The sequence below is a fragment of the Duganella sp. BJB476 genome, from assembly GCF_003416895.1.
Lineage (GTDB): Bacteria > Pseudomonadota > Gammaproteobacteria > Burkholderiales > Burkholderiaceae_D > Rugamonas.
The window spans coordinates 398,493-422,084 of sequence record NZ_QVIO01000003.1; the positions used below are offsets into that span (position 1 = coordinate 398,493).

Annotated in this window: 21 protein-coding genes; 17 read left to right on the top strand and 4 right to left on the bottom strand. The window is 61.9% G+C overall.

What is annotated here, in order from left to right:
* Nucleotides 1-4: 4 nt before the first annotated feature.
* Nucleotides 5-1,015 carry a response regulator gene (locus tag D0T21_RS15145; protein WP_116990436.1) on the top strand — a complete coding sequence of 337 codons (1,011 nt, stop codon included), beginning with the start codon at nucleotides 5-7 and terminating at the stop codon, nucleotides 1,013-1,015.
* 101 nt (nucleotides 1,016-1,116) lie between these two features.
* On the opposite strand, the gene D0T21_RS15150 is transcribed toward D0T21_RS15145, so the two are convergent.
* The 3 genes from D0T21_RS15150 to D0T21_RS31710 are packed head-to-tail and all read right to left on the bottom strand — an operon-like array spanning nucleotide 1,117 to nucleotide 5,099.
* Nucleotides 1,117-3,654, bottom strand: coding sequence for an ABC transporter permease (locus tag D0T21_RS15150; RefSeq protein ID WP_116990437.1), 2,538 nt, complete (start codon nucleotides 3,652-3,654; stop codon nucleotides 1,117-1,119).
* Between the two features lie 9 nt (nucleotides 3,655-3,663).
* Nucleotides 3,664-4,671: an adenosine deaminase gene (locus D0T21_RS15155; protein ID WP_116990438.1), complete on the bottom strand. Its 1,008-nt coding sequence runs from the start codon at nucleotides 4,669-4,671 to the stop codon at nucleotides 3,664-3,666.
* Between the two features lie 2 nt (nucleotides 4,672-4,673).
* Entirely contained in the window at nucleotides 4,674-5,099 is a 426-nt protein-coding gene (locus D0T21_RS31710) for a hypothetical protein (protein ID WP_147328109.1), read from the bottom strand.
* Nucleotides 5,100-5,168: 69 nt separating this feature from the next.
* Here D0T21_RS31710 and D0T21_RS15160 point away from each other — a divergent pair, with 69 nt between their 5' ends.
* The 15 genes from D0T21_RS15160 to D0T21_RS15235 all read left to right on the top strand — a co-directional run bounded on the left by D0T21_RS15160 (nucleotide 5,169) and on the right by D0T21_RS15235 (nucleotide 22,228).
* On the top strand, nucleotides 5,169-7,091 hold the full coding sequence (locus D0T21_RS15160; RefSeq protein ID WP_116990439.1) for a PrkA family serine protein kinase: 1,923 nt from the start codon (nucleotides 5,169-5,171) through the stop codon (nucleotides 7,089-7,091).
* Between the two features lie 71 nt (nucleotides 7,092-7,162).
* Nucleotides 7,163-8,431 (top strand): YeaH/YhbH family protein, encoded by a 1,269-nt coding sequence (locus tag D0T21_RS15165; protein WP_116990440.1) that lies wholly within the window; start codon nucleotides 7,163-7,165, stop codon nucleotides 8,429-8,431.
* Nucleotides 8,432-8,444: 13 nt separating this feature from the next.
* Nucleotides 8,445-9,995 carry a SpoVR family protein gene (locus D0T21_RS15170; RefSeq protein WP_116990441.1) on the top strand — a complete coding sequence of 517 codons (1,551 nt, stop codon included), beginning with the start codon at nucleotides 8,445-8,447 and terminating at the stop codon, nucleotides 9,993-9,995.
* Nucleotides 9,996-10,501: 506 nt separating this feature from the next.
* Entirely contained in the window at nucleotides 10,502-11,161 is a 660-nt protein-coding gene (locus D0T21_RS15175; protein ID WP_116990442.1) for an energy transducer TonB, read from the top strand.
* A gap of 86 nt (nucleotides 11,162-11,247) precedes the next feature.
* Complete coding sequence (locus tag D0T21_RS15185) at nucleotides 11,248-12,150, top strand: MotA/TolQ/ExbB proton channel family protein (RefSeq protein ID WP_199538473.1); 903 nt, start codon at nucleotides 11,248-11,250, stop codon at nucleotides 12,148-12,150.
* A 6-nt stretch (nucleotides 12,151-12,156) separates the two neighbouring features.
* Complete coding sequence (locus tag D0T21_RS15190; RefSeq protein ID WP_116990444.1) at nucleotides 12,157-12,585, top strand: biopolymer transporter ExbD; 429 nt, start codon at nucleotides 12,157-12,159, stop codon at nucleotides 12,583-12,585.
* 59 nt (nucleotides 12,586-12,644) lie between these two features.
* Nucleotides 12,645-13,073, top strand: a complete 429-nt coding sequence (locus tag D0T21_RS15195; protein ID WP_199538474.1) for a biopolymer transporter ExbD — start codon at nucleotides 12,645-12,647, stop codon at nucleotides 13,071-13,073.
* Between the two features lie 71 nt (nucleotides 13,074-13,144).
* Complete coding sequence (locus D0T21_RS15200; protein ID WP_229211484.1) at nucleotides 13,145-14,368, top strand: lipopolysaccharide assembly protein LapB; 1,224 nt, start codon at nucleotides 13,145-13,147, stop codon at nucleotides 14,366-14,368.
* Nucleotides 14,369-14,508: 140 nt separating this feature from the next.
* Nucleotides 14,509-15,492: a bifunctional riboflavin kinase/FAD synthetase gene (locus D0T21_RS15205; protein WP_116990447.1), complete on the top strand. Its 984-nt coding sequence runs from the start codon at nucleotides 14,509-14,511 to the stop codon at nucleotides 15,490-15,492.
* Nucleotides 15,493-15,557: 65 nt separating this feature from the next.
* Nucleotides 15,558-18,425: an isoleucine--tRNA ligase gene (gene ileS, locus D0T21_RS15210; protein WP_116990448.1), complete on the top strand. Its 2,868-nt coding sequence runs from the start codon at nucleotides 15,558-15,560 to the stop codon at nucleotides 18,423-18,425.
* Between the two features lie 63 nt (nucleotides 18,426-18,488).
* Complete coding sequence (lspA, locus tag D0T21_RS15215) at nucleotides 18,489-18,992, top strand: signal peptidase II (protein ID WP_116990449.1); 504 nt, start codon at nucleotides 18,489-18,491, stop codon at nucleotides 18,990-18,992.
* Between the two features lie 26 nt (nucleotides 18,993-19,018).
* The gene (coaBC, locus tag D0T21_RS15220) at nucleotides 19,019-20,242 is read left to right on the top strand and encodes a bifunctional phosphopantothenoylcysteine decarboxylase/phosphopantothenate--cysteine ligase CoaBC (RefSeq protein ID WP_199538484.1); all 1,224 of its coding nucleotides are present in this window, start codon (nucleotides 19,019-19,021) and stop codon (nucleotides 20,240-20,242) included.
* Between the two features lie 2 nt (nucleotides 20,243-20,244).
* Nucleotides 20,245-20,694 (top strand): dUTP diphosphatase, encoded by a 450-nt coding sequence (dut, locus tag D0T21_RS15225; protein ID WP_008451445.1) that lies wholly within the window; start codon nucleotides 20,245-20,247, stop codon nucleotides 20,692-20,694.
* 22 nt (nucleotides 20,695-20,716) lie between these two features.
* A complete protein-coding gene (locus D0T21_RS15230) occupies nucleotides 20,717-21,817 on the top strand; it encodes a M48 family metallopeptidase (protein ID WP_116990451.1) in 1,101 nt (366 codons plus the stop codon).
* A gap of 15 nt (nucleotides 21,818-21,832) precedes the next feature.
* Nucleotides 21,833-22,228: a surface-adhesin E family protein gene (locus D0T21_RS15235; RefSeq protein WP_116990452.1), complete on the top strand. Its 396-nt coding sequence runs from the start codon at nucleotides 21,833-21,835 to the stop codon at nucleotides 22,226-22,228.
* Between the two features lie 102 nt (nucleotides 22,229-22,330).
* On the opposite strand, the gene D0T21_RS32745 is transcribed toward D0T21_RS15235, so the two are convergent.
* On the bottom strand, nucleotides 22,331-22,462 hold the full coding sequence (locus D0T21_RS32745; RefSeq protein ID WP_256367505.1) for a hypothetical protein: 132 nt from the start codon (nucleotides 22,460-22,462) through the stop codon (nucleotides 22,331-22,333).
* Between the two features lie 43 nt (nucleotides 22,463-22,505).
* On the opposite strand from D0T21_RS32745, the gene D0T21_RS15240 reads away from it, so the two are divergent.
* The gene (locus D0T21_RS15240; protein ID WP_116990453.1) at nucleotides 22,506-23,528 is read left to right on the top strand and encodes an XdhC family protein; all 1,023 of its coding nucleotides are present in this window, start codon (nucleotides 22,506-22,508) and stop codon (nucleotides 23,526-23,528) included.
* Nucleotides 23,529-23,592 lie beyond the last annotated feature (64 nt).

Below are 23,592 nucleotides of genomic sequence, written 5' to 3' on the forward strand. Positions count from 1 at the left end.
CCCCATGCATTTGCCAGTCTATTCCCACCCCACCCTGACCGTGCTGGTCGACGACAGCGATTCCTTCCTGCGCAGCCTGTCGTTCCAGCTCGACCCGAGGCTGGCCAGCCAGACCTTCCACGACACCACCACCGCGCTGCAGTGGCTGCGCAAGGAGCCGCATTCGGGCTGCGTGCCGCTGCACGTCAACTTCGACATGCACAACCTGCCGGCCGACCAGTGCAATGTGGCGCTGGACCTGGAGCGCATCTACCGCATCGGCGAACAGCGCCATCGCTTCGCCACGCCGTCGGTGCTGGTGGTCGATTATTCGATGCCACAAATGAACGGACTGGAATTCTGCGAAGCGGTGGCGCACCTGCCCTGCAAGAAGATCCTGTTCACCGGCGCGGCCGACGAGAAGATCGCCGTCAGCGCCTTCAACCGCGGCCTGATCGACCGCTACATCAAGAAGAGCGACGACCACGCGCTCGATATCCTGGAACTGGAAATCGCGGCGCTGCAACGCGACTACTTCGAGACCCAGTCGGAAACGCTGCGCGAGCTGGTGCTGCTGCATAACTACAACTTCCTGGGCGACCCGGCGCTGGCGCGGCTGGTGCAGGAACTGAGCGCCAGCATGGGCTTCGTCGAGCACTACATCTTCCCGAATCCGACCGGCATCCTGTTCCTCGACAAGCACGGCAAGGCCAGCCTGATGATGATAGAAACCGAACAGGGCATGTATGCGCAGTACGAGATCGCGCGCGACAGCGACGCCCCGCCGTCCTTGATGGATGCACTGCTGGAGCGGCGCGTGCTGCCGTTCTTCTCCGATCCGGACGGCGACGGCATGTACTCGCGCCGGGTCGGCGACAACTGGCACCGCTACTGCGCGGCGCCGCGCGTGTGCCAGGGCCGCGAGACCTACTACTGGGCGCTGTTCGACCTGCCGAAGCACTACTTCGACCAGCAGCCCTATGCCTACGCCGACTTCCTCAAGGAGCGGGCGGCACAGGAGAGCATCGCGGCCTAAAGCGGCTGTTTCAAACCGCCCGCAGCGAGGCGCAGCGACGAAGACAGTGCGCCTGCACGGCAAGGCGCTGCAACGAAGCTGTGGGCGGTTTGAAGCGGCCGCTAAGCTTCGCGCAGCGTTTGAAGAGGTGGCTGACGCAGCACGTTGCGCAGGCCCAGCCAGCCGCCGGCGATGGCGCACAGCGCGCCCGCCACCAGGCCGACCAGCCACACGACCGGGCTGAAACTCCAGGCGAACTTGAACTGATACGTGGCCAGCGCCCAGCCCATGCCGGCCGCGCCGGTCGCCGCCAGCACGCCGGACAAGGCGCCCACCAGCGAGAACTCGATCAGCTGCGCCTGCGACAGTTGCTTGCGCGTCGCACCGAGCGCGCGCAGCAGGCCCGATTCGCGGGTGCGTTCATCCTGCGATCCCATCAGCGCCGCGTACAGCACCAGCACGCCCGAGGCCAGCGTGAACACGAACAGGAATTCCACCGCCGTCACCACCTGGTCCAGCACCGACTGTACCTGGCGCAGCAGGCCGCCCACATCGACGATGGTCAGGTTGGGGTAGTCGCGCGTCAGGGCGTTCATCAGCGCGCCCTGCCCCTGCGGCAGGTGGAAGGCGGTGATCCAGCTCTGCGATACCTCGGTCATCGCCGCCGGGTTGATGATGACGAAGAAGTTGACCCGCATCGAGCCCCATTCCAGCTTGCGCAGGCTGGTGATGGTGGCGTCCACCGGCGTGCCGGCGATGTCGAAGCGCAGCTTGTCGCCCAGCTTCCACTTCAGTGTCTTGGCGATGCCCTCTTCCACCGAGGCTTCCGGCGCGCCCGGCTTGTCGGCGAACCACTGGCCGGCGCTGATCTTGTTCTCGGCCTGCATCCGCGCCATCGTCGACAGGTTGAATTCGCGGTCGGCCAGGCCTTTGGCGCGGTCGTCGGTGTAGGTCTCGGCGGTGACCGGCTTGCCGTTCACCGCGGTCAGGCGGCCGCGTATCATCGGATACTGCGGCGCGTAGCTTACGCCCGCCGCCTGCAGGCGCTTGCCGATATCGGCCGCCTGCTCCGGCTGGATGTTGATGATGAAGCGGTTCGGCGCATCCGGCGGCGTGGCGTTGCGCCAGGCCGTCATCAGGTCGCCGCGCACCACGGTCAGCACCAGCAGCGCCATCATGCCCAGCGCCAGCGAAACGATCTGCACCACCGTCGCGCCGGGCCGGCGCTGCAGCGAAGTGATGGCAAAGCGCCAGCTTTGATGGTTAATCGCGCGCCGCATCGGCTTGAGCGCGGCCAGCGCGCCCCAGCCCACCAGGCCAAACAGTGCGAAGGCGCCGAGGAAGCCGAGCGCCGTGTACAGCGCCAGCTGCGCATCGCCCGCTTGCCACAGCAGCAGCGCGACAAAGCCCGCCAGGCCCAGGCCGTAGGTGGCCAGCGCGGTCACCTGCGGCGGATCCTGCTCGCGGCGGATCACGCGGTTGTGCGGCACTTTGCGCAGTTGCAGTATCGGCGGCAGCGCGAAGGCGGCCAGCAGCAGCATGCCGGTGGCCACGCCTTGCAGCGCCGGGTAGATGGTCGGCGCCGGCAGGCTGGCCGAGACCAGCTTGCCCAGCACCTCAAGCAGCACGTAATGGCCGCCGAAACCGACCGCCACGCCCATCAGGCTACCGGCCAGGCCGACCATCAGGAATTCGATCAGGTACATCAGCGTGACTTCGTTCTGCGTCAGGCCCAGGCAGCGCAGCATGGCGCAGGCGTCCAGGTGGCGCTGCATGAAGCGGCGCGCGGCCATCGCCACGGCCACCGCCGCCAGCATCGCCGACAGCAGGCCGACCAGCGACAGGAAGCGGTCGGCGCGGTCCAGCGTGGCGCGCATTTCGGGCCGGCCGTTTTCCAGCGACTCGACGCGCACGCCCTTGATATTGCTTTGCTTGATCTGCGCCTGCAGCCATTGTTCGTAGGCCGTGGCGACAGCCGCGCCGTTTTGCAGCGACGACGGCGCCGCCACCAGCAGGCGGTAGGACACGCGCGAGCCGGGCTGGATCAGATTGGTGGCGTCGACGTCGCCGAGCGCGAACATCACGCGCGGCGCGAAGGCCAGGAAGTTGGCGCCGCGGTCAGGCTCGGAGGCGATCAGCTGCGCCACGGTGAAGCTCTTGTCGCCCAGCTTGATCTGGCCGCCGATGGAAGTCTTCAGGCTGCCCAGCAGGCCGGCGTCGATCCACACGGTGCCGGGTGCGGGCACGCTGTTGGCGGCCGCGCCGTAGCTTTGCTCGGCCTGTTCCGGATTGGTGGTGATCTTCAGCTGGCCGCGCAGCGGGTAGCCGGGGCCGACCGCCTTCAACGACGCCAGCAACGACGTCGATTGCTCGCCCTCGCCCGCCTGCGCCATGCTGGGGAAGCTGATGGTGTCGGTCATCAGCAGGCCGCGTTTGGCCGCCTCCGCGCGCCAGGCCGGATTGACCGGCAGGTCGGCGTTGATGACGACATCGGCGCCCAGCAGCTGGTGGGCGTCGCGATCGAGTCCGCTGCGCAGGCGGTCGATGAAGAAGCCGGTGGCGGACAAGGCGGCCACCGCCACCGTCAGCGCGATCAGCAGAAAGCGCAACTGGCCGGCGCGCCAGTCGCGCGCCGTCATCTTCAAGGCGAGTTTGAGCATGGAGGATTTCTAGAGTGCGGCGAAATACGCGTCTACTTCATCGAGGAACTTCTGCTTTTGCTGCGCCGGCAGGAAGGCCGCCGAGAAGCTGTTGCGCGCCAGGCGCTGCGCGTGGGACAGGCCCAGTGGCAAGGCCTCGAAGGTGGCAACGAAGTTGGCGTTCATGTAGCCGCCGAAGTAAGCCGGATCGTCCGAGTTCACGGTGGCGACGATGCCGGCGTCCAGCAGCTCCAGCAGGTTGTGCTGCTCCATGCGCTCGAACACGCACAGCTTGACGTTCGACAGCGGGCACACCGTCAGCGCGACCTGCTCGCGCGCCAGGCGCTGCGTCAGCGCCGCGTCTTCCAGGCAGCGTACGCCGTGGTCGATGCGCTCGACCTTCAGCACATCAAGCGCGGTTTCGATATACGCCGGCGGGCCTTCCTCGCCCGCGTGCGCAACCAGGTGGAAGCCCAGCTCGCGGCACTTGGCGAACACGCGCGCGAACTTCTCCGGCGGATTACCGACCTCCGACGAATCGAGCCCGATGCCCATGTACTTGTCGCGGTATGGCAGCGCCTCTTCCAGCGTGGCGAAGGCGTCTTCCTCCGACAGGTGGCGCAGGAAGCTGAGGATCAGCGTGGCGCTGACCGGACTGTCCTGGCAGGCGCGGTGGATGCCGTCGATCACGGTCTTGATCGGCACGCCGCGCGCGGTGTGCGTCTGCGGATCGAAGAAGATCTCGGTGTGGCGCACATTGTCCTCCTCGGCGCGCTTGAGGTAGGCGGCGGTCATGTCGTAGAAGTCCTGCTCCTGCAACAGCACGCTGGCGCCGGCGTAGTAGATGTCGAGGAAGGATTGCAGATCGGTGAACGCGTACGCGGCGCGCAGCTCTTCCACCGAACCGTAAGCCAGCTTGACCTGGTTGCGCTGGGCCAGCGCGAAGATCAGCTCCGGCTCCAACGAGCCTTCGATGTGGATGTGCAGTTCGGCTTTGGGCATCTGCTGCACGACCGTGCGCAATTGTTCGTTCAACATTATTATTTTTTCCTGTGACAGTGAGCTGGATCATCGCATCTTAGCGCATGCTGCGAGAGTGCGACAGCGGCGGCCAAGTTGCGGCAAAATTTATCTGTTTGAGGCACGATCAGCACAGCGCTGACAGGCGTGATACTGTGGCATAAAGCAGCACGAAAAAACACCCGAAAACCCACGAAAAATACACAAAATTTCTCAAAAATAATCTTATAAATCAACAAGTTACGAAAGAGTATTAACGATATTACGACATATCTTTTGACTTCCGGCACCAATAGCGCAATAATCAATTTCATAGACGTAAGAAGCGTTACGACCAACACATAAAAGCCGCCAACCGGCCATAAAGCCAGCTCACCGGCACGGGCAATCCGTGCCACCAAAAGAAGCTGGAGATAAGAAAAATAATATCGAAAAGGGGTATGCACGGACCAGGGCCAGGGCAGGCGAACTGCCGGTGACCCGTGACAAGCAGGTTTACATTAAAGGACATCCAAATGACCATTTTTGACAACTACGCCGCACGGTACGAACGGACCAAAGAAGAAGAGATGTCCATGAAGGAGTATCTCGAACTTTGCAAAAAAGATCGACTCACCTACGCCAGCGCCCCCGAGCGCATGTTGGCCGCCATCGGCGAACCGACGTTGGTCGATACCCGCAACGACACCCGGCTGTCACGCATCTTCGCGAACAAGGTCATCAAGATTTATCCGGCATTCCGCGAGTTTTACGGCACCGAGGAAGTGATCGAGCAAGTGGTATCGTACTTCCGCCACGCCGCGCAGGGGCTGGAGGAACGCAAGCAGATCCTGTATCTGCTGGGCCCTGTGGGCGGCGGCAAATCGTCGATCGCCGAGAAGCTCAAGTCGCTGATGGAGCATGTGCCCTTCTATTGCCTGAAAGGCTCGCCGGTCAACGAATCGCCGCTCGGCCTGTTCAACGAGGAAGAGGACGGCGTGATCCTGGAAGAGGACTACGGCATTCCGCGCCGCTATCTGCGCAACATCCCAAGCCCTTGGGCAGTCAAGCGCCTGCACGAGTTCAACGGCGACATCAACCAGTTCCGCGTGGTCAAGCGCTACCCGTCGGTGCTCAAGCAGGTCGCCATATCCAAGACCGAACCGGGCGACGAAAACAACCAGGATATTTCCTCGCTGGTCGGCAAGGTCGATATCCGCAAGCTGGAAGATTATTCGCAGGACGATCCCGATGCTTACAGCTACTCTGGCGGCCTGTGCCTGGCCAACCAGGGCTTGATGGAATTCGTCGAGATGTTCAAGGCGCCGATCAAGGTGCTGCATCCGTTGCTGACCGCCACGCAGGAAGGCAACTACAAAGGCACCGAGGGCTTCGGCGCGATTCCGTTCGACGGCATCATCCTGGCGCACTCGAACGAATCGGAATGGAAGACCTTCAAGAACAACCGCAACAACGAGGCTTTCCTTGATCGTATCTACATCGTCAAAGTGCCGTACTGCCTGCGCGTAACCGACGAGATCAAGATCTACGACAAGCTGGTGGCCAACTCCTCGCTGTACCAGGCCCCATGCGCGCCCGGAACGCTGAAGATGATGGCGCAGTTCGCGATCCTGTCGCGGCTGAAGGATCCTGAGAACTCCAGCATCTTCAGCAAGATGCTGGTCTACGATGGCGAGAATCTCAAGGACACCGATCCGAAAGCCAAGTCCATGCACGAGTACGTCGACTATGCGGGCGTCGACGAGGGCATGAACGGCTTGTCGACGCGCTTCGCGTTCAAGATCCTGTCCAAGGTCTTCAACTTCGACAACACCGAAGTGGCGGCCAATCCGGTGCACCTGTTGTATGTGCTGGAGCAGCAGGTCGAGCGCGAGCAGTTCCCGCCTGAAACCGAACAGAAGTACTTCTCGTATATCAAGGAACACCTGGCGCAGAAATACGTGGAGTTCATCGGCAAGGAAATCCAGACCGCCTACCTGGAATCGTATTCGGAATACGGCCAGAACATCTTCGACCGCTACGTGACCTTTGCCGACTTCTGGATCCAGGATCAGGAATACCGCGATCCGGACACCGGCGAAAGCTTCGACCGCGAGTCGCTGAACAACGAGCTGGAGAAGATCGAGAAGCCGGCCGGGATTTCCAATCCCAAGGATTTCCGCAACGAGATCGTCAACTTCGGCCTGCGTGCCCGCGCCAACAACGGCGGCAAGAATCCGGCCTGGACCAGCTACGAGAAGTTCCGCACCGTGATCGAGAAGAAGATGTTCTCCAACACCGAGGAACTGCTGCCGGTGATTTCGTTCAACGCCAAGGCCAGCGCCGAAGACGCCAACAAGCACGCCGACTTCGTCGCCCGAATGGTGGAGAAAGGCTACACGGCCAAGCAGGTGCGGCTGCTGTGCGAATGGTATTTGCGTGTGAGGAAGTCGTCTTAAGCAGTATTGCGCGCCGCCCCGCGTAAGGCGGGGGCGGCGCGGCGCCGACCAATTGCAGCAGGAGGCATCTTTTGACTTACCTCATCGACCGACGTTTGCAGGGCAAGAACAAGTCTGCGGTCAACCGCGAGCGCTTCTTGCGGCGCTACAAGTCCCAGATCAAGGACGCGGTGGGACGTGCCATCAAAGGCCGTTCCATCACCGACATTGAGAATGGCGAAAAAGTTTCCATCCCGGTCAAGGACGTGGGCGAGCCCTCGTTCGGCCACGCCCATGGCGGCGTGTGGGAAACCATCAACCCCGGCAACCAGGAATACCTCAAGGGCGACCTGATCAATCGTCCCAAGGGCGGCGGCGGGGCCGGCCGCGGCAAGGCCGGCAATAGCGACCAGATGACCGAGGACGATTTCATCTTCGAGCTGTCGCGCGAAGAATTCATGAACTACTTCTTCGAAGACCTGGAGCTGCCCAACCTGGTCAAAACCCAGCTGACCGCCACCACCGAATTCAAGAACCAGCGCGCCGGCTACAATATGTCGGGCACGCCGTCCAACATCCATGTGCTGCGTTCGCTGCGCGGCGCATTGGGACGGCGCATCGCGGTCGGCGGCAACTCGCGCAAGCGCGTCATCGAAGCCGAGCGCGAGCTGGAGGAACTGCTGCTGGAAGGCGCACCGCTGGACGCGCCGCGCGTGGTGGAACTGAAAAAGCTGATCCACCATCTGCACACGCGGCTGCTGGCCATCCCCTTCATCGACCCGTTCGACCTGCGCTACAGCAACCGCGTCAAGGTGCCCAAGCCGATGACGCAGGCGGTGATGTTCTGCATCATGGACGTCTCCGGCTCGATGGACGAAACCCGCAAGGACACGGCCAAGCGCTTCTTCATCCTGCTGTACCTGTTCCTCAAGCGCGTGTACGACAAGATCGAGGTGGTGTTCATCCGCCACCACACGGCCGCGGCCGAGGTCAACGAAGAGGAGTTCTTCCACTCGCGCGAGTCGGGCGGCACCGTGGTGTCGTCGGCGCTGCACCTGCTGGACAAGATCATCGACGAGCGCTACGGCGCCGGCAGCTGGAACAGCTATGTCGCCCAAGCCTCCGACGGCGACAACTGGGACAACGATTCGGTGCTGTGCCGCCAGCTGCTGGTCAACACCATCATGGCCAAGGTGCAGTACTACACCTACGTCGAGATCACCGACGGGCCGCCGCAAAACCTGTGGGAGCAATACTCGCAGATCCCCGACCATCACGCGCATTTCGCCATGCAGAAAATAGTCACGCCGGCCGATATCTATCCGGTGTTCCGCGAACTGTTCAAGAAACAGCCTAAATAGGCGGGCCGAAATAATGAACGATATGACGCATGCCCCTGCCCCCAAGCCGCGCCATCCGCGCGCCCTGCCCGAACAGTCCGAGTGGACGTTTGAACTGATCGAGCAGGCCCACCAGGAAATCCGCCGCGTCGCCGAAGCCTTCGGGCTCGATACGTATCCGAATCAACTGGAGATCATCACCGCCGAGCAGATGATGGACGCCTACACCTCGGTCGGCATGCCGGTGTCGTACAACCACTGGTCGTTCGGCAAGCATTTCCTGTCGACCGAAAAAGGCTACAAGCGCGGCCAGATGGGACTGGCGTACGAGATCGTCATCAACTCCAATCCCTGCATCGCCTACCTGATGGAGGAGAACAGCCTGACCATGCAGGCGCTGGTGATCGCGCACGCGGCCTACGGCCACAACTCCTTCTTCAAGGGCAACTACCTGTTCCGCACCTGGACCGACGCCGACGCCATCGTCGACTACATGGTGTTCGCCAAGAACTACATCGCCGAATGCGAGCAGCGCCACGGCATCGACGCGGTCGAGCTGCTGCTCGATTCCTGCCACGCGATCCAGAACTACGGCGTCGATCGCTACAAGCGGCCGGCCAAGCTGTCGATGATGGAAGAGCGCGCGCGGCAGAAGGAACGCGAAGCCTATGTGCAGTCGCAGATCAACGACCTGTGGCGCACCCTGCCCCGGCGCGAAGAGGAGGAAGAGGAAAAAGCCGCGCCGCGCTTCCCGCCCGAGCCGGAAGAGAACCTGCTGTACTTCATCGAGAAGTACGCGCCGCTGCTGGAACCCTGGCAGCGCGAGATGGTGCGCATCGTGCGCAAGATTTCGCAGTACTTCTATCCGCAGCGCCAGACCCAGGTGATGAACGAGGGCTGGGCCACCTTCTGGCACTACACCATCCTCAACCAGTTGTACGACGAGGGCGTGGTGGGCGACGGCTTCATGATGGAGTTCTTGAAGAGCCACACCAACGTGGTGTACCAGCCGCCGGTCAACAGCCCTTACTACAGCGGCATCAATCCGTACGCGCTGGGCTTCGCCATGATGACCGACATCCGCCGCATCTGCGAGCATCCGACCGACGAGGACCGCGAATGGTTCCCGGACATCGCCGGCAGCGACTGGCGCAAGACGCTGGATTTCGCGATGCGCAATTTCAAGGACGAAAGCTTCATCGCCCAGTACCTGTCGCCCAAGCTGATACGCGAATTTCATTTCTTTGCTGTACTGGACGACGACAATAACGAAAAGCTGGCAATCTCCGCCATACACGACGACCTGGGCTACCGCTACGTCCGCCAGCAGCTGGCCGAGCAGTACAACCTGGGCAACCGCGAGCCGAATATCCAGGTGTGGTCGGTCAACACCCGCGACGACCGCGCGCTGACCTTGCGGCACACGCAGTTCCAGCGGCGGCCGCTGAACCAGCAGGCCGGCGAGGTGCTCAAGCATGTGGCGCGGCTGTGGGGCTTCGACGTGCACCTGGAAACCGTGGGCCCGAACGGCGAAATCGTCAGTTCGCTGGAGGTGAAACGGGAGAAACGGGCGCGCGGGAGCTGACCGACATATATATAAGGCTTTTGCCGAACTCGGGCATGGCTCTTGCAAGGGATGAATCGGGGTCAGAGGAGGCGCTCTGGCCCCGGTTTTTTTAGAAAAGGCATGCCACAGGGCAGAAGTCAACAGCTTTCGTCACCGGCCGGCTAGAGGTTTCCCGCAAAAATTTCATGAAAGAAACTTTTGCGGCCAAATTATCAATTGTTCGTAGTAAAATTACGCGCATAAAATTCCGTTTTTGGGCTTAAGGGGAAACTAAGTAATGTCGTGGTGCGTTCCGCCCCAAAATTGCGCCGGAGAAGCTTGCAAATTGAGCTAGAACGGTGCGAAGAGAGCGCTATCACATAGGAAAACCCTATGAAATTTAACCGGTTTTAGGGATGAAAATTCTATGTAAAATCAAGAATTCGTATGTATAATTCGCCGACGTCCCGGATGCGGCTGTTGTTTTGTGTCGCCATTTTGGGGTTTAGTAGCAACAAAAAGAGTTGGTATTGGAGAAAGCAGGCATGAATTTCACGCACAACGAGAAAAGCACCGGGAAGAACTTTACAGGCATTACCATTGTCGTTTTGTTGCACCTCCTGGTTGCTTATGGGATCGTGACGGGCTTGGGTAAACGTCTGGTGAGCAAGATGATCGCACCAGTGGAGACCAAGATCATTGAGGAGGTAAAGCCTCCTCCACCGAAAGAACTCCCACCGCCACCACCTCCGCCAGAGATGAAAGCGCCACCACCGCCATTCATCCCGCCAGTTGAGGTGAATGTGCAGCAGCCACCGCCGCCGCAAAACACGATCGCGAATGCGACCAACGTCAAGCCTGCGACGAACGAACTGCAAAAAGCGCCACCAGCACCACCGGCAGCGCCACCGGGACCGGCTAAATCGGTGAACGTAGCTGCTGTTGCTGACTTCAGCACTTGCGCGAAACCGGAGTGGCCAAAATCCTCCCTGCGTAACGAAGAAACCGGTACGGTCACGTTATCGTTCTTGATTGGGGTCGACGGTCACGTTGCCGATTCCAAGATCGTCAAATCCAGTGGTTTTAGGGACTTGGACAAGGCTGCGGTTAACGGTATCGGCAAATGCCGATTCAAACCGGGTCTGACCGACGGGAAACCGACGGAAGCGTGGATGCAGATGCAATACGTCTGGACGCTGGAGTAAAACCGAGGCGGCAGTTTAGTCTCACTTAGTAATTTTCGTTGTCATTACGTTCAGCGATCTGATTATTTTATCAATTTGGAGGAAGCATGTTTAAGAATACCCGTTTGTCCGCTGTACTGGCCGCTGTGCTGTTTTCCGTGACCGCAGCCACCGCCCTGGTAAGCGCCCCAGCTTTCGCTGACGCGCCAGCCTCGGCCGCCGCTTCGGCACCAGCAGCCGCTCCAGCAGCGGATGCGGCAGCCGCACCTGCAGCAGCAGAAGCTCCAGCTGCCAAAGGCGGCAAAGAAGAAGTGGACAATCCTTACGGCTTCGAAGCTGTATGGAACGGTGGTTTCGTATCGCGCGGCACCCTGATCATCCTGTCGCTGATGTCCATGGGTTCGTGGTACATCATCATCACCAAGCTGATCGACCAGATGAAGATCTTCAAGCAGTCGAAAGAAACCTCGGCCAAGTTCTGGAAAGCATCGTCGATCGCTGCTGGTTCGGCAGCCCTGAAAGACGGCTCCCCATTCCGCTTCATCGCTGAAACCGGCACCAAGGCCACCGTGCACCACGACGGCGCCCTGCTGGAACAAATCGACCTGTCGACCTGGGTGACCATGTCGATCCAGCGCGCTGTTGACAAAGTTCAATCGCGTCTGCAAGACGGCCTGTCGTTCCTGGCAACCGTTGGTTCGACCGCACCGTTCATCGGTCTGTTCGGTACCGTTTGGGGTATTTACAATGCACTGATCGCCATCGGCATGTCGGGTAACGCATCGATCGACAAAGTTGCAGGTCCAGTGGGTGAAGCGCTGATCATGACCGCTTTCGGTCTGTTCGTCGCAGTTCCTGCCGTTCTGGGTTACAACTGGCTGGTGCGTCGTAACAAAGCTGCAATGGAAGACGTCCGTTCGTTCTCCGCTGACGTGCACTCGGTACTGATCTCGGGCGCTATGTCCACCAGCGAAGCTGGCCGTGCCGCCGGCGCTAAAAAGATTGGATAATTAATCATGTCGATGTCCGTAGGCTCCGATAGCGGAGACGAAGATCAAGTCATGTCAGAAATCAACACGACGCCCCTGGTGGACATCATGTTGGTTCTGCTGATTATCTTCCTGATCACGAGCCCGGTTGTTCTGAAGCTGATCAAGATCAAGCTGCCAGAAGAAGCCAACCAGGTTATTCAGACCAAGCCGGAAGATGTCAACATCGTTGTAAGCAAGGATGGCGACATTTACTGGAATCAGCGGAAGATGCGCGACGCGAATGAGCTGTTCGACAATCTGAAGGTGGAAGCGGTCAAATTGCCTCAGCCGGAAGTCCATGTACGTGGCGACCAAGAAACTCGCTACGAAGCAATCGGCAAGGTTATTTACACTACCCAGCGCGCTGGTATTCAGAAGGTCGGCTTCATCACCGAACCGCCTGATAAGGGTTAATCCCCTCTAGTGCATCGCAGGCCCGCAGTCGGGGCCTGCCCTTCTTAAAAGGAAACACCATGAGTATGAATGTCGGCTCCCCAAGCGGTGGCGCGGATCCGGAACCAATGATGGAAATGAACATGACGCCCCTCATCGACGTGATGCTGGTGCTGATTATCATGATGATCATTACGATTCCGAAGGCCAACCACTCGGTCAACCTGAACATGCCGGTCGGCACCCCGCCTCCGCCTGTCAAGGAACCTGTGGTGATCACGATTGACGTCGACTTCGACGGTACGATTCTGTGGGATAACGCTGTCGTCGCCGACCGCGGTACCCTGGAAGCGAAACTGACCGATGTCGCAGCGCAAGCTGACCAGCCGGAAGTGCATCTGCGTCCGAACAAGCTGGTATCGTACAAAGTCGTGGCAGGCGTGATGGCTGCGGCCCAACGTCTGGGCGTGACCAAGATTGGCCTGGTCGGCAACGAACAGTTCCAATAATCAGTTCTATGTTCAACGATAGGCAGGACCGTTCCTGCCTATTTCGCATTTTGAAGAAAGAAAACTTACCCATGACCAAGTTTCGTCTCGCTCATCTCGGCCTGGTAATGGCCGCTATTGGTTTCACAGCAGCAGCTCCTCTGGCAGGTCTTTCCTCGGTTGCCTACGCGGCCGACGCGGTGCGCGCTGAAATCGGCAAACCATTGCAAGAAGCACAGAAACTGGCTGCGGCAGGCAAGAACAAAGAAGCACTGGCCAAACTGAAAGAAGCCGATGCTGTCGGTGGCAAATCGCCCCACGAATCCTATCTGATCGAACGCACCCGCGCTTCGGCCGCAGCTGCCGCTGGCGATAACGACGCCGCCGCCAAGGCCTTCGAAGCCGTGATCAACTCCGGCAAGCTGTCGCCTGCCGAACAACCGAAATTCACCCAAGCCCTGGCCGGCATCTACTACCGCGCCAAGGACTATCCAAAAGCCATCACCTGGATCCAGCGCGCGCTGAAAGACAGCCCGGGCGACGGCCAGATGCACGAACTGCTGATCCAGACCTACTACATCAGCGGCAAATACTCGGAAGCGGCCAAGGAACTGCAAGCGTCGAAAGCCAACTCGGAAGCGTCGCTGCAAATGCTGGCCAATATCCAGCTGAAGCAGAACGACAAGGAAGGCTACGTTCAGACCCTGGAAAAACTGGCCGGTTCCTATCCTAAGACCAGCTACTGGGCCGACCTGCTGAACCGCGTATCGGGCAAGCCAGGCTTCGCGTCGTCGCTGTCGCTGGACGTGCTGCGCCTGCGCCTGGCCAACGGCCTGCTGAGCAAGCCGGGCGAGTACATGGAAATGTCCCAGCTGGCGCTGCAAGCGGGTAACCCTGCCGAAGCGACCAAGATCATCGACCAGGGCTACAAGAAAGGCGCGCTGGGCACCGGCTCCGACGCAGCCCGTCATCAGCGCCTGAAAGACCTGGCCGTCAAGACCCAGACCGAGTTCGACACCAAGCAAGCCGCGCTGGAAGCGGAAGCCGTCAAGAACAAGGACGCCGACACGCTGGCCAATATGGGCTACGCGCTGGTTTCCGCAGGCAAGGCCGACAAGGGCCTGGCGTTGCTGGACCAGGCTGTGAAGCTGGGTACCGCGAAAAATCCTGACGCCGTCAAGCTGCACCAGGGTATCGCCCAGTTCAACGCCGGCAAGAAGCCTGCCGCGCTGGCAACCCTGAAAACGGTCAAAGGCAAGGACGGCACCGCCGAACTGGCCCGCTACTGGACGCTGAACATCAACCACCCGATGTAATTCGGCGGTTTTGATGCGCGAAAGCGCTGTCCGGCCCCGCGCCGGACAGCGCTTTTTTTATGCTTTATTGTGTTAACTGTCGGCTACCGCAAACAAACCGTATAATCCTCCATTTAGCGACAGTTTCCCCCCAGATTCCCATGAAGGTATTTCGAGGTCTACCCAATGCAGCGGCGCGCGCGCCCTGCGCGCTCACGATAGGCAACTTTGACGGTGTCCACCTCGGCCACCAGGCATTGCTGGGCCGCGTGCGCGCCGCCGCCACCGGCCTCGGGCTGGAAGCTGCCGTGATGACCTTCGAACCGCATCCGCGCGAATTCTTCGCGCAAAAGGCCGGCGACCTGTCGAAGGCGCCGCCGCGCATCGCCAACCTGCGCGACAAGCTGCAATCGCTGTCCGACAACGGCATCGACCGCGTCATCGTCGAGCACTTCTCGGCGCCGTTCGCCGCGCTGACGCCGCAGGAATTCACCGAAAAAGTGCTGGTCGAAGGCCTGCACGTCAAATGGCTGATGGTTGGCGACGACTTCTGCTACGGCGCCCGCCGCGCCGGCAACGTCCAGATGCTGCTGGAAGCGGGCAAGCACTACGGCTTCCACGTCGAGACCCTGCCGACCGTGATGAACGGCAGCAACCGCATCTCCTCCTCCGCCGTGCGCGCCGCGCTGGCCGAGGGCGACTTCGTGCACGCCGAGGCGCTGCTGGGCCATCCCTACGCCATCTCCGGCCACGTGATCCATGGCCAGAAACTGGGCCGCACGCTGGGCTTCCCCACGCTGAACCTGCGCGTGCCGCACCGCCCCGCGCTGTCCGGCATCTTCATCGTGCAGGTGCACGGCCTGGCCGAACAGCCGCTGCCGGCCGTCGCCAGCCTGGGCGTGCGTCCCACCGTCGACGACAGCGGCCGCGTGCTGCTGGAGGTGCACGTGTTCGACTTCGCCCAAAATTGCTACGGCAAGCAGGTGCGCGTCGAGTTCCTGCACAAGATACGCGACGAGGAAAAATACGTCGACCTGCCGACGCTGACCGCCGCCATCGACCGCGACGCCGTCATCGCCCGCGAGTACTTCGCCCAGCGCATACAAGAGCGCGACGGCGCCACCACCGCCACCGACCGAATTTAACCGCGCGACCAGCTACGCGCGCCGGCTACACAGAACTCCCCGAATAAAAATCACTGAAGATAACCATGTCCGATAACAAATCTGCAAAAAAGCCTGAAAGTAAATACCCGGTCAACATGACCGAAACCCCGTTCCCGATGCGCGGCGATATGGCCAAGCGCGAGCCGAACTGGGTCAAGGAATGGCAAGACAAGAAGATCTACGAGCGCGTGCGCAAAGCCGCCGCCGGCCGTCCTAAATTCATCCTGCACGACGGTCCTCCGTACGCCAACGGCGACATCCACATCGGCCACGCCGTCAACAAGATCCTCAAAGACATGGTGGTCAAGGCCCGCGGCCTGGCCGGCTACGACGCGCCCTACGTGCCGGGCTGGGATTGCCACGGCATGCCGATCGAGATCCAGATCGAAAAACAGTACGGCAAGAACCTGCCGACCGCCGAAGTGCTGACCAAGGCCCGCGCCTACGCGCTGGAGCAGGTCGACCGCCAGCGCAAGGACTTCATCCGCCTGGGCGTGCTGGGCGAATGGCAGAACCCTTACCTGACCATGAACTACTCGAACGAGGCCGACGAACTGCGCGCCCTCGGCCAGCTGCTGGAAAAAGGCTACGTCTACCGCGGCCTGAAGCCGGTCAACTGGTGCTTCGACTGCCAGTCCGCCCTGGCCGAAGCCGAAGTGGAATACCAGGACAAGCGCGATCCGGCCATCGACGTCGGTTTCAAGTTCGCCGAATTCGACAAGCTGGCCACGGCCTTCAGCCTGGACAAGCTGCCGACCGAGAACGGCTTCATCGTCATCTGGACCACCACCCCTTGGACCATCCCGTCCAACCAGGCGCTGAACGTCAACGCCGAAGTGATCTACTCGCTGGTGCAGACCGAGCGTGACGGCCGGCCTTTGCTGCTGATCCTCGCACAAGACCTGGTCGAAGCCTGCCTGGCGCGCTACAAGCTCGAAGGCACCACCATCGCCACCTGCCACGGCGCGGCGCTGGCCGGCATCAGCTTCCGCCACCCGCTGCACGCGTCGGACGCCTTCTTCGACCGCCTGTCGCCGATGTACCTGGCCGAATACGTGACCACCGAAAGCGGCACCGGCGTGGTCCACTCGGCGCCAGCCTACGGCCTGGACGACTTTATCTCCTGCCGCGCGCACGGCATGAAGGACGAGAACATCCTGACCCCGGTGATGGGCGACGGTAAATTCGCCTCCACCTTGCCGCTGTTCGGCGGCATGACGATCTGGGAAGCCTCCAAGCCGATCTGCAACGCGCTGAAGGAAGTGGGCGCGCTGTTCGAAGTGAAGATGTTCGACCACAGCTACATGCACTGCTGGCGCCACAAGTCGCCGATCATCTACCGCGCCACCTCGCAGTGGTTCGCCGGCATGGACTCGCATCCGAAAGACGGCGGCCCGACGCTGCGCCAGACCGCGCTCAAAGGCATCGACGAGACCAAGTTCTTCCCGGACTGGGGCAAGGCGCGCCTGCACGGCATGATCGCCAACCGTCCCGACTGGACTCTGTCGCGTCAACGCCAGTGGGGCGTGCCGATGGCCTTCGTGGTCCACAAAGAAACCGGCGCGCTGCATCCGCGCACCCCGGAACTGCTGGAACAAGTGGCGAAACTGATCGAAAAGAGCGGCATCGACGCCTGGCTGGCGCTGGACCTGAAAGACCTGATCGGCGACGAAGCGGCAAGCTACGAAAAGAACAAGGACACGCTGGACGTGTGGTTCGATTCCGGCTCGACCCACCAGACCGTGCTGCGCGGCTCGCACAAGGAACAATCGGCCTTCCCTGCCGACCTGTATCTGGAAGGTTCGGACCAGCACCGCGGCTGGTTCCACTCCTCGCTGCTGACCTCCTCGATGCTGAACGGCGCCCCGCCGTACAAGGCGCTGCTGACCCACGGCTTCGTGGTCGACGGCGAAGGCAAGAAGATGTCCAAGTCGATCGGCAACACCATCGCGCCGCAGGACGTCTGGAACAAGCTGGGCGCCGACATGCTGCGCCTGTGGGTCGCCACCACCGACTACACCGGCGAACTGTCGATCTCCGACGAGATCCTCAAGCGCGTGACCGAAGCCTATCGCCGCATCCGCAACACGCTGCGCTTCCTGCTGGCCAACCTGTCGGACTTCGACGCCGCCAAGGACGCGGTGGCGATCGACGACATGCTGGAGATCGACCGCTACGCCGTCGCCAACATGGCGGCCCTGCAAGCGGAAATCGCCGAGCACTACCTGCAGTATGAATTCCAGCCGATCTACTCCAAGCTGCAGAACTTCTGCTCGGAAGACCTGGGCGGCTTCTACCTGGACGTGCTGAAGGACCGTTTGTACACCACGGCCGTCACTTCGCCTGCGCGCCGTTCGGCGCAGACCGCGCTGTGGCACATCACGCAAAGCCTGCTGCGCGTCATGGCGCCGGCGCTGTCGTTCACGGCGGAAGAAGCATGGGCGATCTTCGCCGGCGAAGAGGCGTACAAGGCCAGCGACGAAACCATCTTCACGCAAACCTGGTGGAAGCTGCCGGAAGCTGCCGACGCGGCAGCGCTGCTGGCCAAGTACACGGCCCTGCGCGCGGTCCGCACCGACGTCACCAAGCAGCTGGAAGACGTGCGCACCTCGGGCGCGATCGGCTCCTCGCTGCAGGCGGAACTGACCATCAAAGCCGCCGGCGACAAGTACCAGCTGCTGGCCAGCCTGGACGACGACCTGAAGTTCGTCTTCATCACCTCGGCCGCGCAAGCGGTGCAGGTGGCGAGCGAAGCGGAAGAAGCGGTCGAAGTGGCGGCGTCCACCGCCGCCAAGTGCGAGCGCTGCTGGCACTATCGCGCCGACGTCGGTTCGCATGCGGACCATCCGACCCTGTGCGGCCGTTGCCACAGCAATCTGTTCGGTGCGGGCGAAAAACGCAAGTTCGCTTAATATGAGGGCCGCCGTTCCCACCGGGAGCGGCGGCACCGTCGCCACGAACCAACCTGAAATTTTATGGCCACCAAAAAAATCTTCCCGACCAAATCCTCGGCCAGCCTGACGCCATGGCTGGGCATTGCCGCCATCGTCATCCTGTTCGACCAGCTGTCCAAGATCACCATCACCAAGACCTTCTATCTCGGTGAAGAGAAAGTCATCACCTCCTTCTTCAACCTGGTGCTGGCCTATAACAAGGGCGCGGCGTTCAGCTTCCTGCAGAACAGCGGCGGTTGGCAGCGCTACTTCTTCACCGCCATCGCGCTGGGCGCGGCGGCGTGGATCATCGTGCTGCTGAAAAAGCACGGCAGCCAGCGCATGTTCTCGTGGGCGCTGTCGCTGATCCTGGGCGGCGCCATCGGCAATGTCATCGACCGGATACTATACGGCCACGTGGTCGACTTCCTCGATTTCCACTGGAGCGGATTCGGCCACTTCCCGGCGTTTAACATCGCCGACTCGGCCATCTGCATCGGTGCGGCGCTGTTCATCCTCGATGAGCTGCGCCGGGTGAACAAGTAACCCCGCGCTAACTGGAGCACAGCATGATGGAATTGACCGGCAAGAAAATCGTCCTCGGCCTGTCCGGTGGCGTGGCCTGCTACAAGGCGGCGGAACTGTGCCGCGCGCTGACCAAGGCCGGCGCCTCGGTGCAGGTCGTGATGACCGACGCCGCCACCCACTTCATCACCGCCGTCACCATGCAGGCGCTGTCCGGCAACAAGGTGTTCAGCAGCCAGTGGGATCCGCGCGTCGAGAACAATATGGCCCACATCGACGTCACCCGTGACGCCGACGCCATCCTGGTCGCGCCCTGCTCGGCGGACTTCATGTACAAGCTGGCGCACGGCGTCTGCGACGACCTGCTGTCGACCATGTGCCTGGCACGTCCGCGCCTGGTGCCGCTGCTGGTGGCGCCGGCCATGAACGTCGAGATGTGGCAGAACCCCGCCACCCAACGCAACGCGCAGCAGCTGCGCGACGACGGCATCGTCATCTTCGGCCCCGCCGCCGGCGATCAGGCCTGCGGCGAAGTGGGCATGGGCCGCATGCTGGAACCGGCGCAACTGCTCGAAGAGCTGGTGGCCTCGTTCCAGCCCAAGGTTTTGGCGGGCAAACGCATCCTGATCACCGCCGGTCCGACCTTCGAACCGATCGACCCGGTGCGCGGCATCACCAATCTGTCCTCGGGCAAGATGGGCTACGCCGTGGCGCGCGCCGCGCGCGAAGCCGGCGCCGAAGTGATCCTGGTGTCCGGTCCGACGGCGCTGCCGGCGCCGTTCGGCGTCCAGCGCATCAACGTCCAGAGCGCGCTGCAGATGCACGACGCGGTGATGGCCAATGTCGACCACCAGCACATTTTCATCGCGGTGGCGGCGGTGGCCGACTGGCGCGTCTCCAACTCCAGCGAGCAGAAACTGAAGAAGAACCCGGACGGCTCGGTGCCGGACCTGAAGTTCGAACAGAACCCGGACATCCTCGCCACCGTCGCCGCGCGCACCACGCTGGCCGGCCATCCTTACTGCGTGGGCTTCGCCGCCGAATCGGAAAACCTGGTGCAGTTCGGCGCCGACAAGCGCGAGAAAAAAGGCATCCCCCTGCTAGTAGGGAATATCGGCCACCACACCTTCGGCCAGGACGACAACACCATCATCCTGTTCGATGAAAACGGCCACACCATCCTGCCGCGCGCCGACAAACTGACGCTGGCGCGCCAACTGATTTCGGAGATCTCGAAACGGATCTCCCAGCATTCGCTTTTCGCTAAATAATTATGAAAAATATCGACGTCAAAATCCTCGACCCGCGCATGAAAGACCAGATGCCGGCCTACGCCACCCCAGGTTCCGCCGGTCTCGATCTGCGCGCCTGCATCGACGCGCCGATGGTCATCGAAGCCGGCCAGACCGTGCTGATTCCAACCGGCCTGGCGATCCACGTCGCCGATCCTGGCTACGCCGCCATGATCCTGCCGCGCAGCGGCATGGGCCACAAAAACGGCATCGTGCTGGGTAATCTGGTAGGCTTGATCGACTCCGACTACCAGGGCCAGCTGATGATCTCGACCTGGAACCGCGGCCACAGCGCCTTCACGCTGAACCCGATGGAACGCCTGGCGCAGCTGATCATCGTGCCGGTACTGCAAGTGGGCTTCAACGTGGTCGAAGAATTCGGCGACAGCGAGCGCGGTGAAGGCGGCTTTGGCAGCACCGGCAAACACTAACAAAAACAGACGGAGACCCTGGATGGTCCAGCAGACAAACAAGATCAATCATTTCGCCTCATTGTCCCTGTTGGCGGCGGCATCGCTGCTGTCGGCCTGCTCGACCTTCCAATCCAAGCCCGCGCCCGCGCCGGCCGAACCGGTGGTGGCCCGCGTCATCCACGAGGAACCGCCGGTGGTCACCGCCAAGATGGCCGCCGCGCGCGACGCCTTGAGCCAGGTGGTGGAGCTGCAGGACCGCCTGTACCGCATCGTCGCCCCGCTGTTGATCAACAACGCGGACCTGTGCCGCACGCAGGCGCGCAACCTGCTCGGCTTCACCGCCAAGAACAAATTCTCGTACAGCGGCGAGTTCGTCGACGCCGCGCAAGCGGTGCTGAACTACGGCGACCGCCTGGAAGTGGCCAGCGTGCTGGCCGGCAGCGGCGCCGCGCGCGCTGGCCTGCGCAAGGGCGACGGCCTGGTCGCCGCCGAGGGCAAGACCCTGCCGACCGGCCAAAATGCCGAAACCCAGGCCGCCGGCATCCTCGGCCCGCTGGTTTCCGGCCACCAGTCGCTCAACCTGATCGTGGCCCGCGATGGCCGCAACCAGGCGCTCAGCGTGCCGGTCACGCGCGCCTGCGCCTTCAAGATCGACATCGGCAACTCGGACAATATCAACGCCTACTCCGACGGCCAGCGCGTGCTGATCACGCGCGGCATGGTCAACTTCGCGCAGAGCGACGAAGCCATCGCCTACGTGCTGGCCAAGGACATCGCCCACAATGTGCTGGGCCACGCGGCCACCACCCGCTCGGCCTACACGGTCGGCAGCATCATCGACAACCTGGTGGCGGTGCGGCCCGACCAGTACATGCTGATCGGCACCGCCGGCGTCAAGCCCATGCCGCAGGAACTCGATGCGGCGGCCGACTACCTGTCGCTGTACATGGTGGCCCGCGCCGGCTACAGCCTGGACCACGCACACGCCTTCTGGCAGCGCATGGCGGGCCAATATCCCGCCACCGTGTTAAACGGGTATACTGCCAACCACCCCGCCGTAAACTATCGCCTGTCGGTGATCGACAAGACCATCGCCGAGATCAAGGGCAAGCAGGCGGCCAAGAAGCCACTGGTGCCGTAACACGGAGAGACCGCCATGAACAAGCCGGGCCTGTTAGCAATCATCTTGATACTGATGTGTAGCTGGGCCCATGCGGCGCAATGGGCCAAGGTCAAGGGCGACGGCGCCGGCGTCTTCTACATCGACAAGGCCAGCATCATCAAGGCCGACAAGACGCGCAAGGTCTGGTCGATGCGCAGCTTCGGCAAGCCGCAAACCACGCCCGAGGGCAAGCCTTACCGCTCGGTCAAGGCGCTGCACCTGTACTCCTGCGAAGACCGCACCACCGTGTTGCTGTCGCAGGTGTTCTACCCCGAGGCCATGGGCAAGGGCGAACCGGTCGAAAACTACAAATACGAGAAATTCAACCCGGAAGACATCGTGCCGGACAGCCCGTTCGACAACGCGCTGGCGGCCGTGTGCAAACCCTGAATTTTAAGTTGTTTCAAAATGAGCGCAGCTAGGCGTGGCGCCGAAGACAGTGCGAATGCACGGCGAGGCGCCACAACGACGCTGCGGTCTTTTTGAAACAACTTAGTTCGGGAAGTTGGGGAACACGTTCCCCATAAGCCAGGTCAGGCCTGCGCACAGCAGCACGGCGAGTATCAGCACGATCAACAGGCGGCCGAATTTAGGCGAGCCGTCGTCTTCCTTGGGAGTGGTCATGGCAGTTCCTGCAAGCTTTAGAGAGCCGTAGTATATTCCATCCATGGACAGCATCGACCTCGAAGTACTCAAAACCAGCGCAGCGTGGATCGCCGCCGGGCGCCGCTGCGAACTGATCACCGTTATCAAGACCTGGGGTTCCAGTCCGCGTCCGATCGGCGCCACGCTGGCCATCTGCGACGACGGCACGGTGATCGGCTCCGTCTCCGGCGGCTGCATCGAGGACGACCTGATCGCCCGCGTGCGCGACGAAGGCATCCGCCGCACGGTGCCGGAAATCGTCAGCTACGGCATCACCGCCGACGAAGCCCACCGTTTCGGCCTGCCCTGCGGCGGCACCATCGAACTGGCGATCGAGCCGCTGTCCGCGCGCAGCCGCGTGGCGGAACTGCTGGAACGGCTGGAGCGGCATGAGCTGGTGCAGCGCCGCCTGGACCTGCACACCGGCGAGGTGGAACTGTCCAAGGCCGCGCCGGGTGCGCAGATGCAGGTCAGCGAGCGCGCCATGGTCAGCCTGCACGGCCCGCGCTGGCGGCTGCTGATCATCGGTGCCGGCCAGCTGTCGCGCTTCCTGGCGCAGATCGCCACCGCCATGGACTACCACGTCATCGTCTGCGATCCGCGCGAGGAATACCGCGCCGGCTGGCAGGTCGACGGCGTGCAGCTGGTGCACGACATGCCGGACGATATCGTGATCGCCATGCAGCTGGACCGCCGCAGCGCCGTCGTCGCGCTGACCCACGATCCCAAGCTGGACGACCTGGCGCTGATGGAAGCGTTGAAGTCGGACGCGTTCTACGTCGGCGCCATCGGCTCGCGGCTGAACAACAGCAAGCGCCGCGAGCGGCTTTTGGAATTCGACCTGACGCCGGAACAGCTGGCGCGCCTGCACGGGCCGATCGGCCTTTACATCGGCAGCAAAACGCCGTCCGAGATCGCGATCTCCATCCTGGCCGAAATGACCGCGATTAAAAACGGCGTGCCGACCGCGATGCTGATCCCGCACGCGGCCACGCCGACCGCGCCCGGCGAGAACGCCTGCGCGGTGGACATCGGCGCCGTGTAAAAAAGCGCAAGCACGGACAATTCAAAAGCAAGAACCGGCTAGCACGCAGTCCGCGCCCACGGGA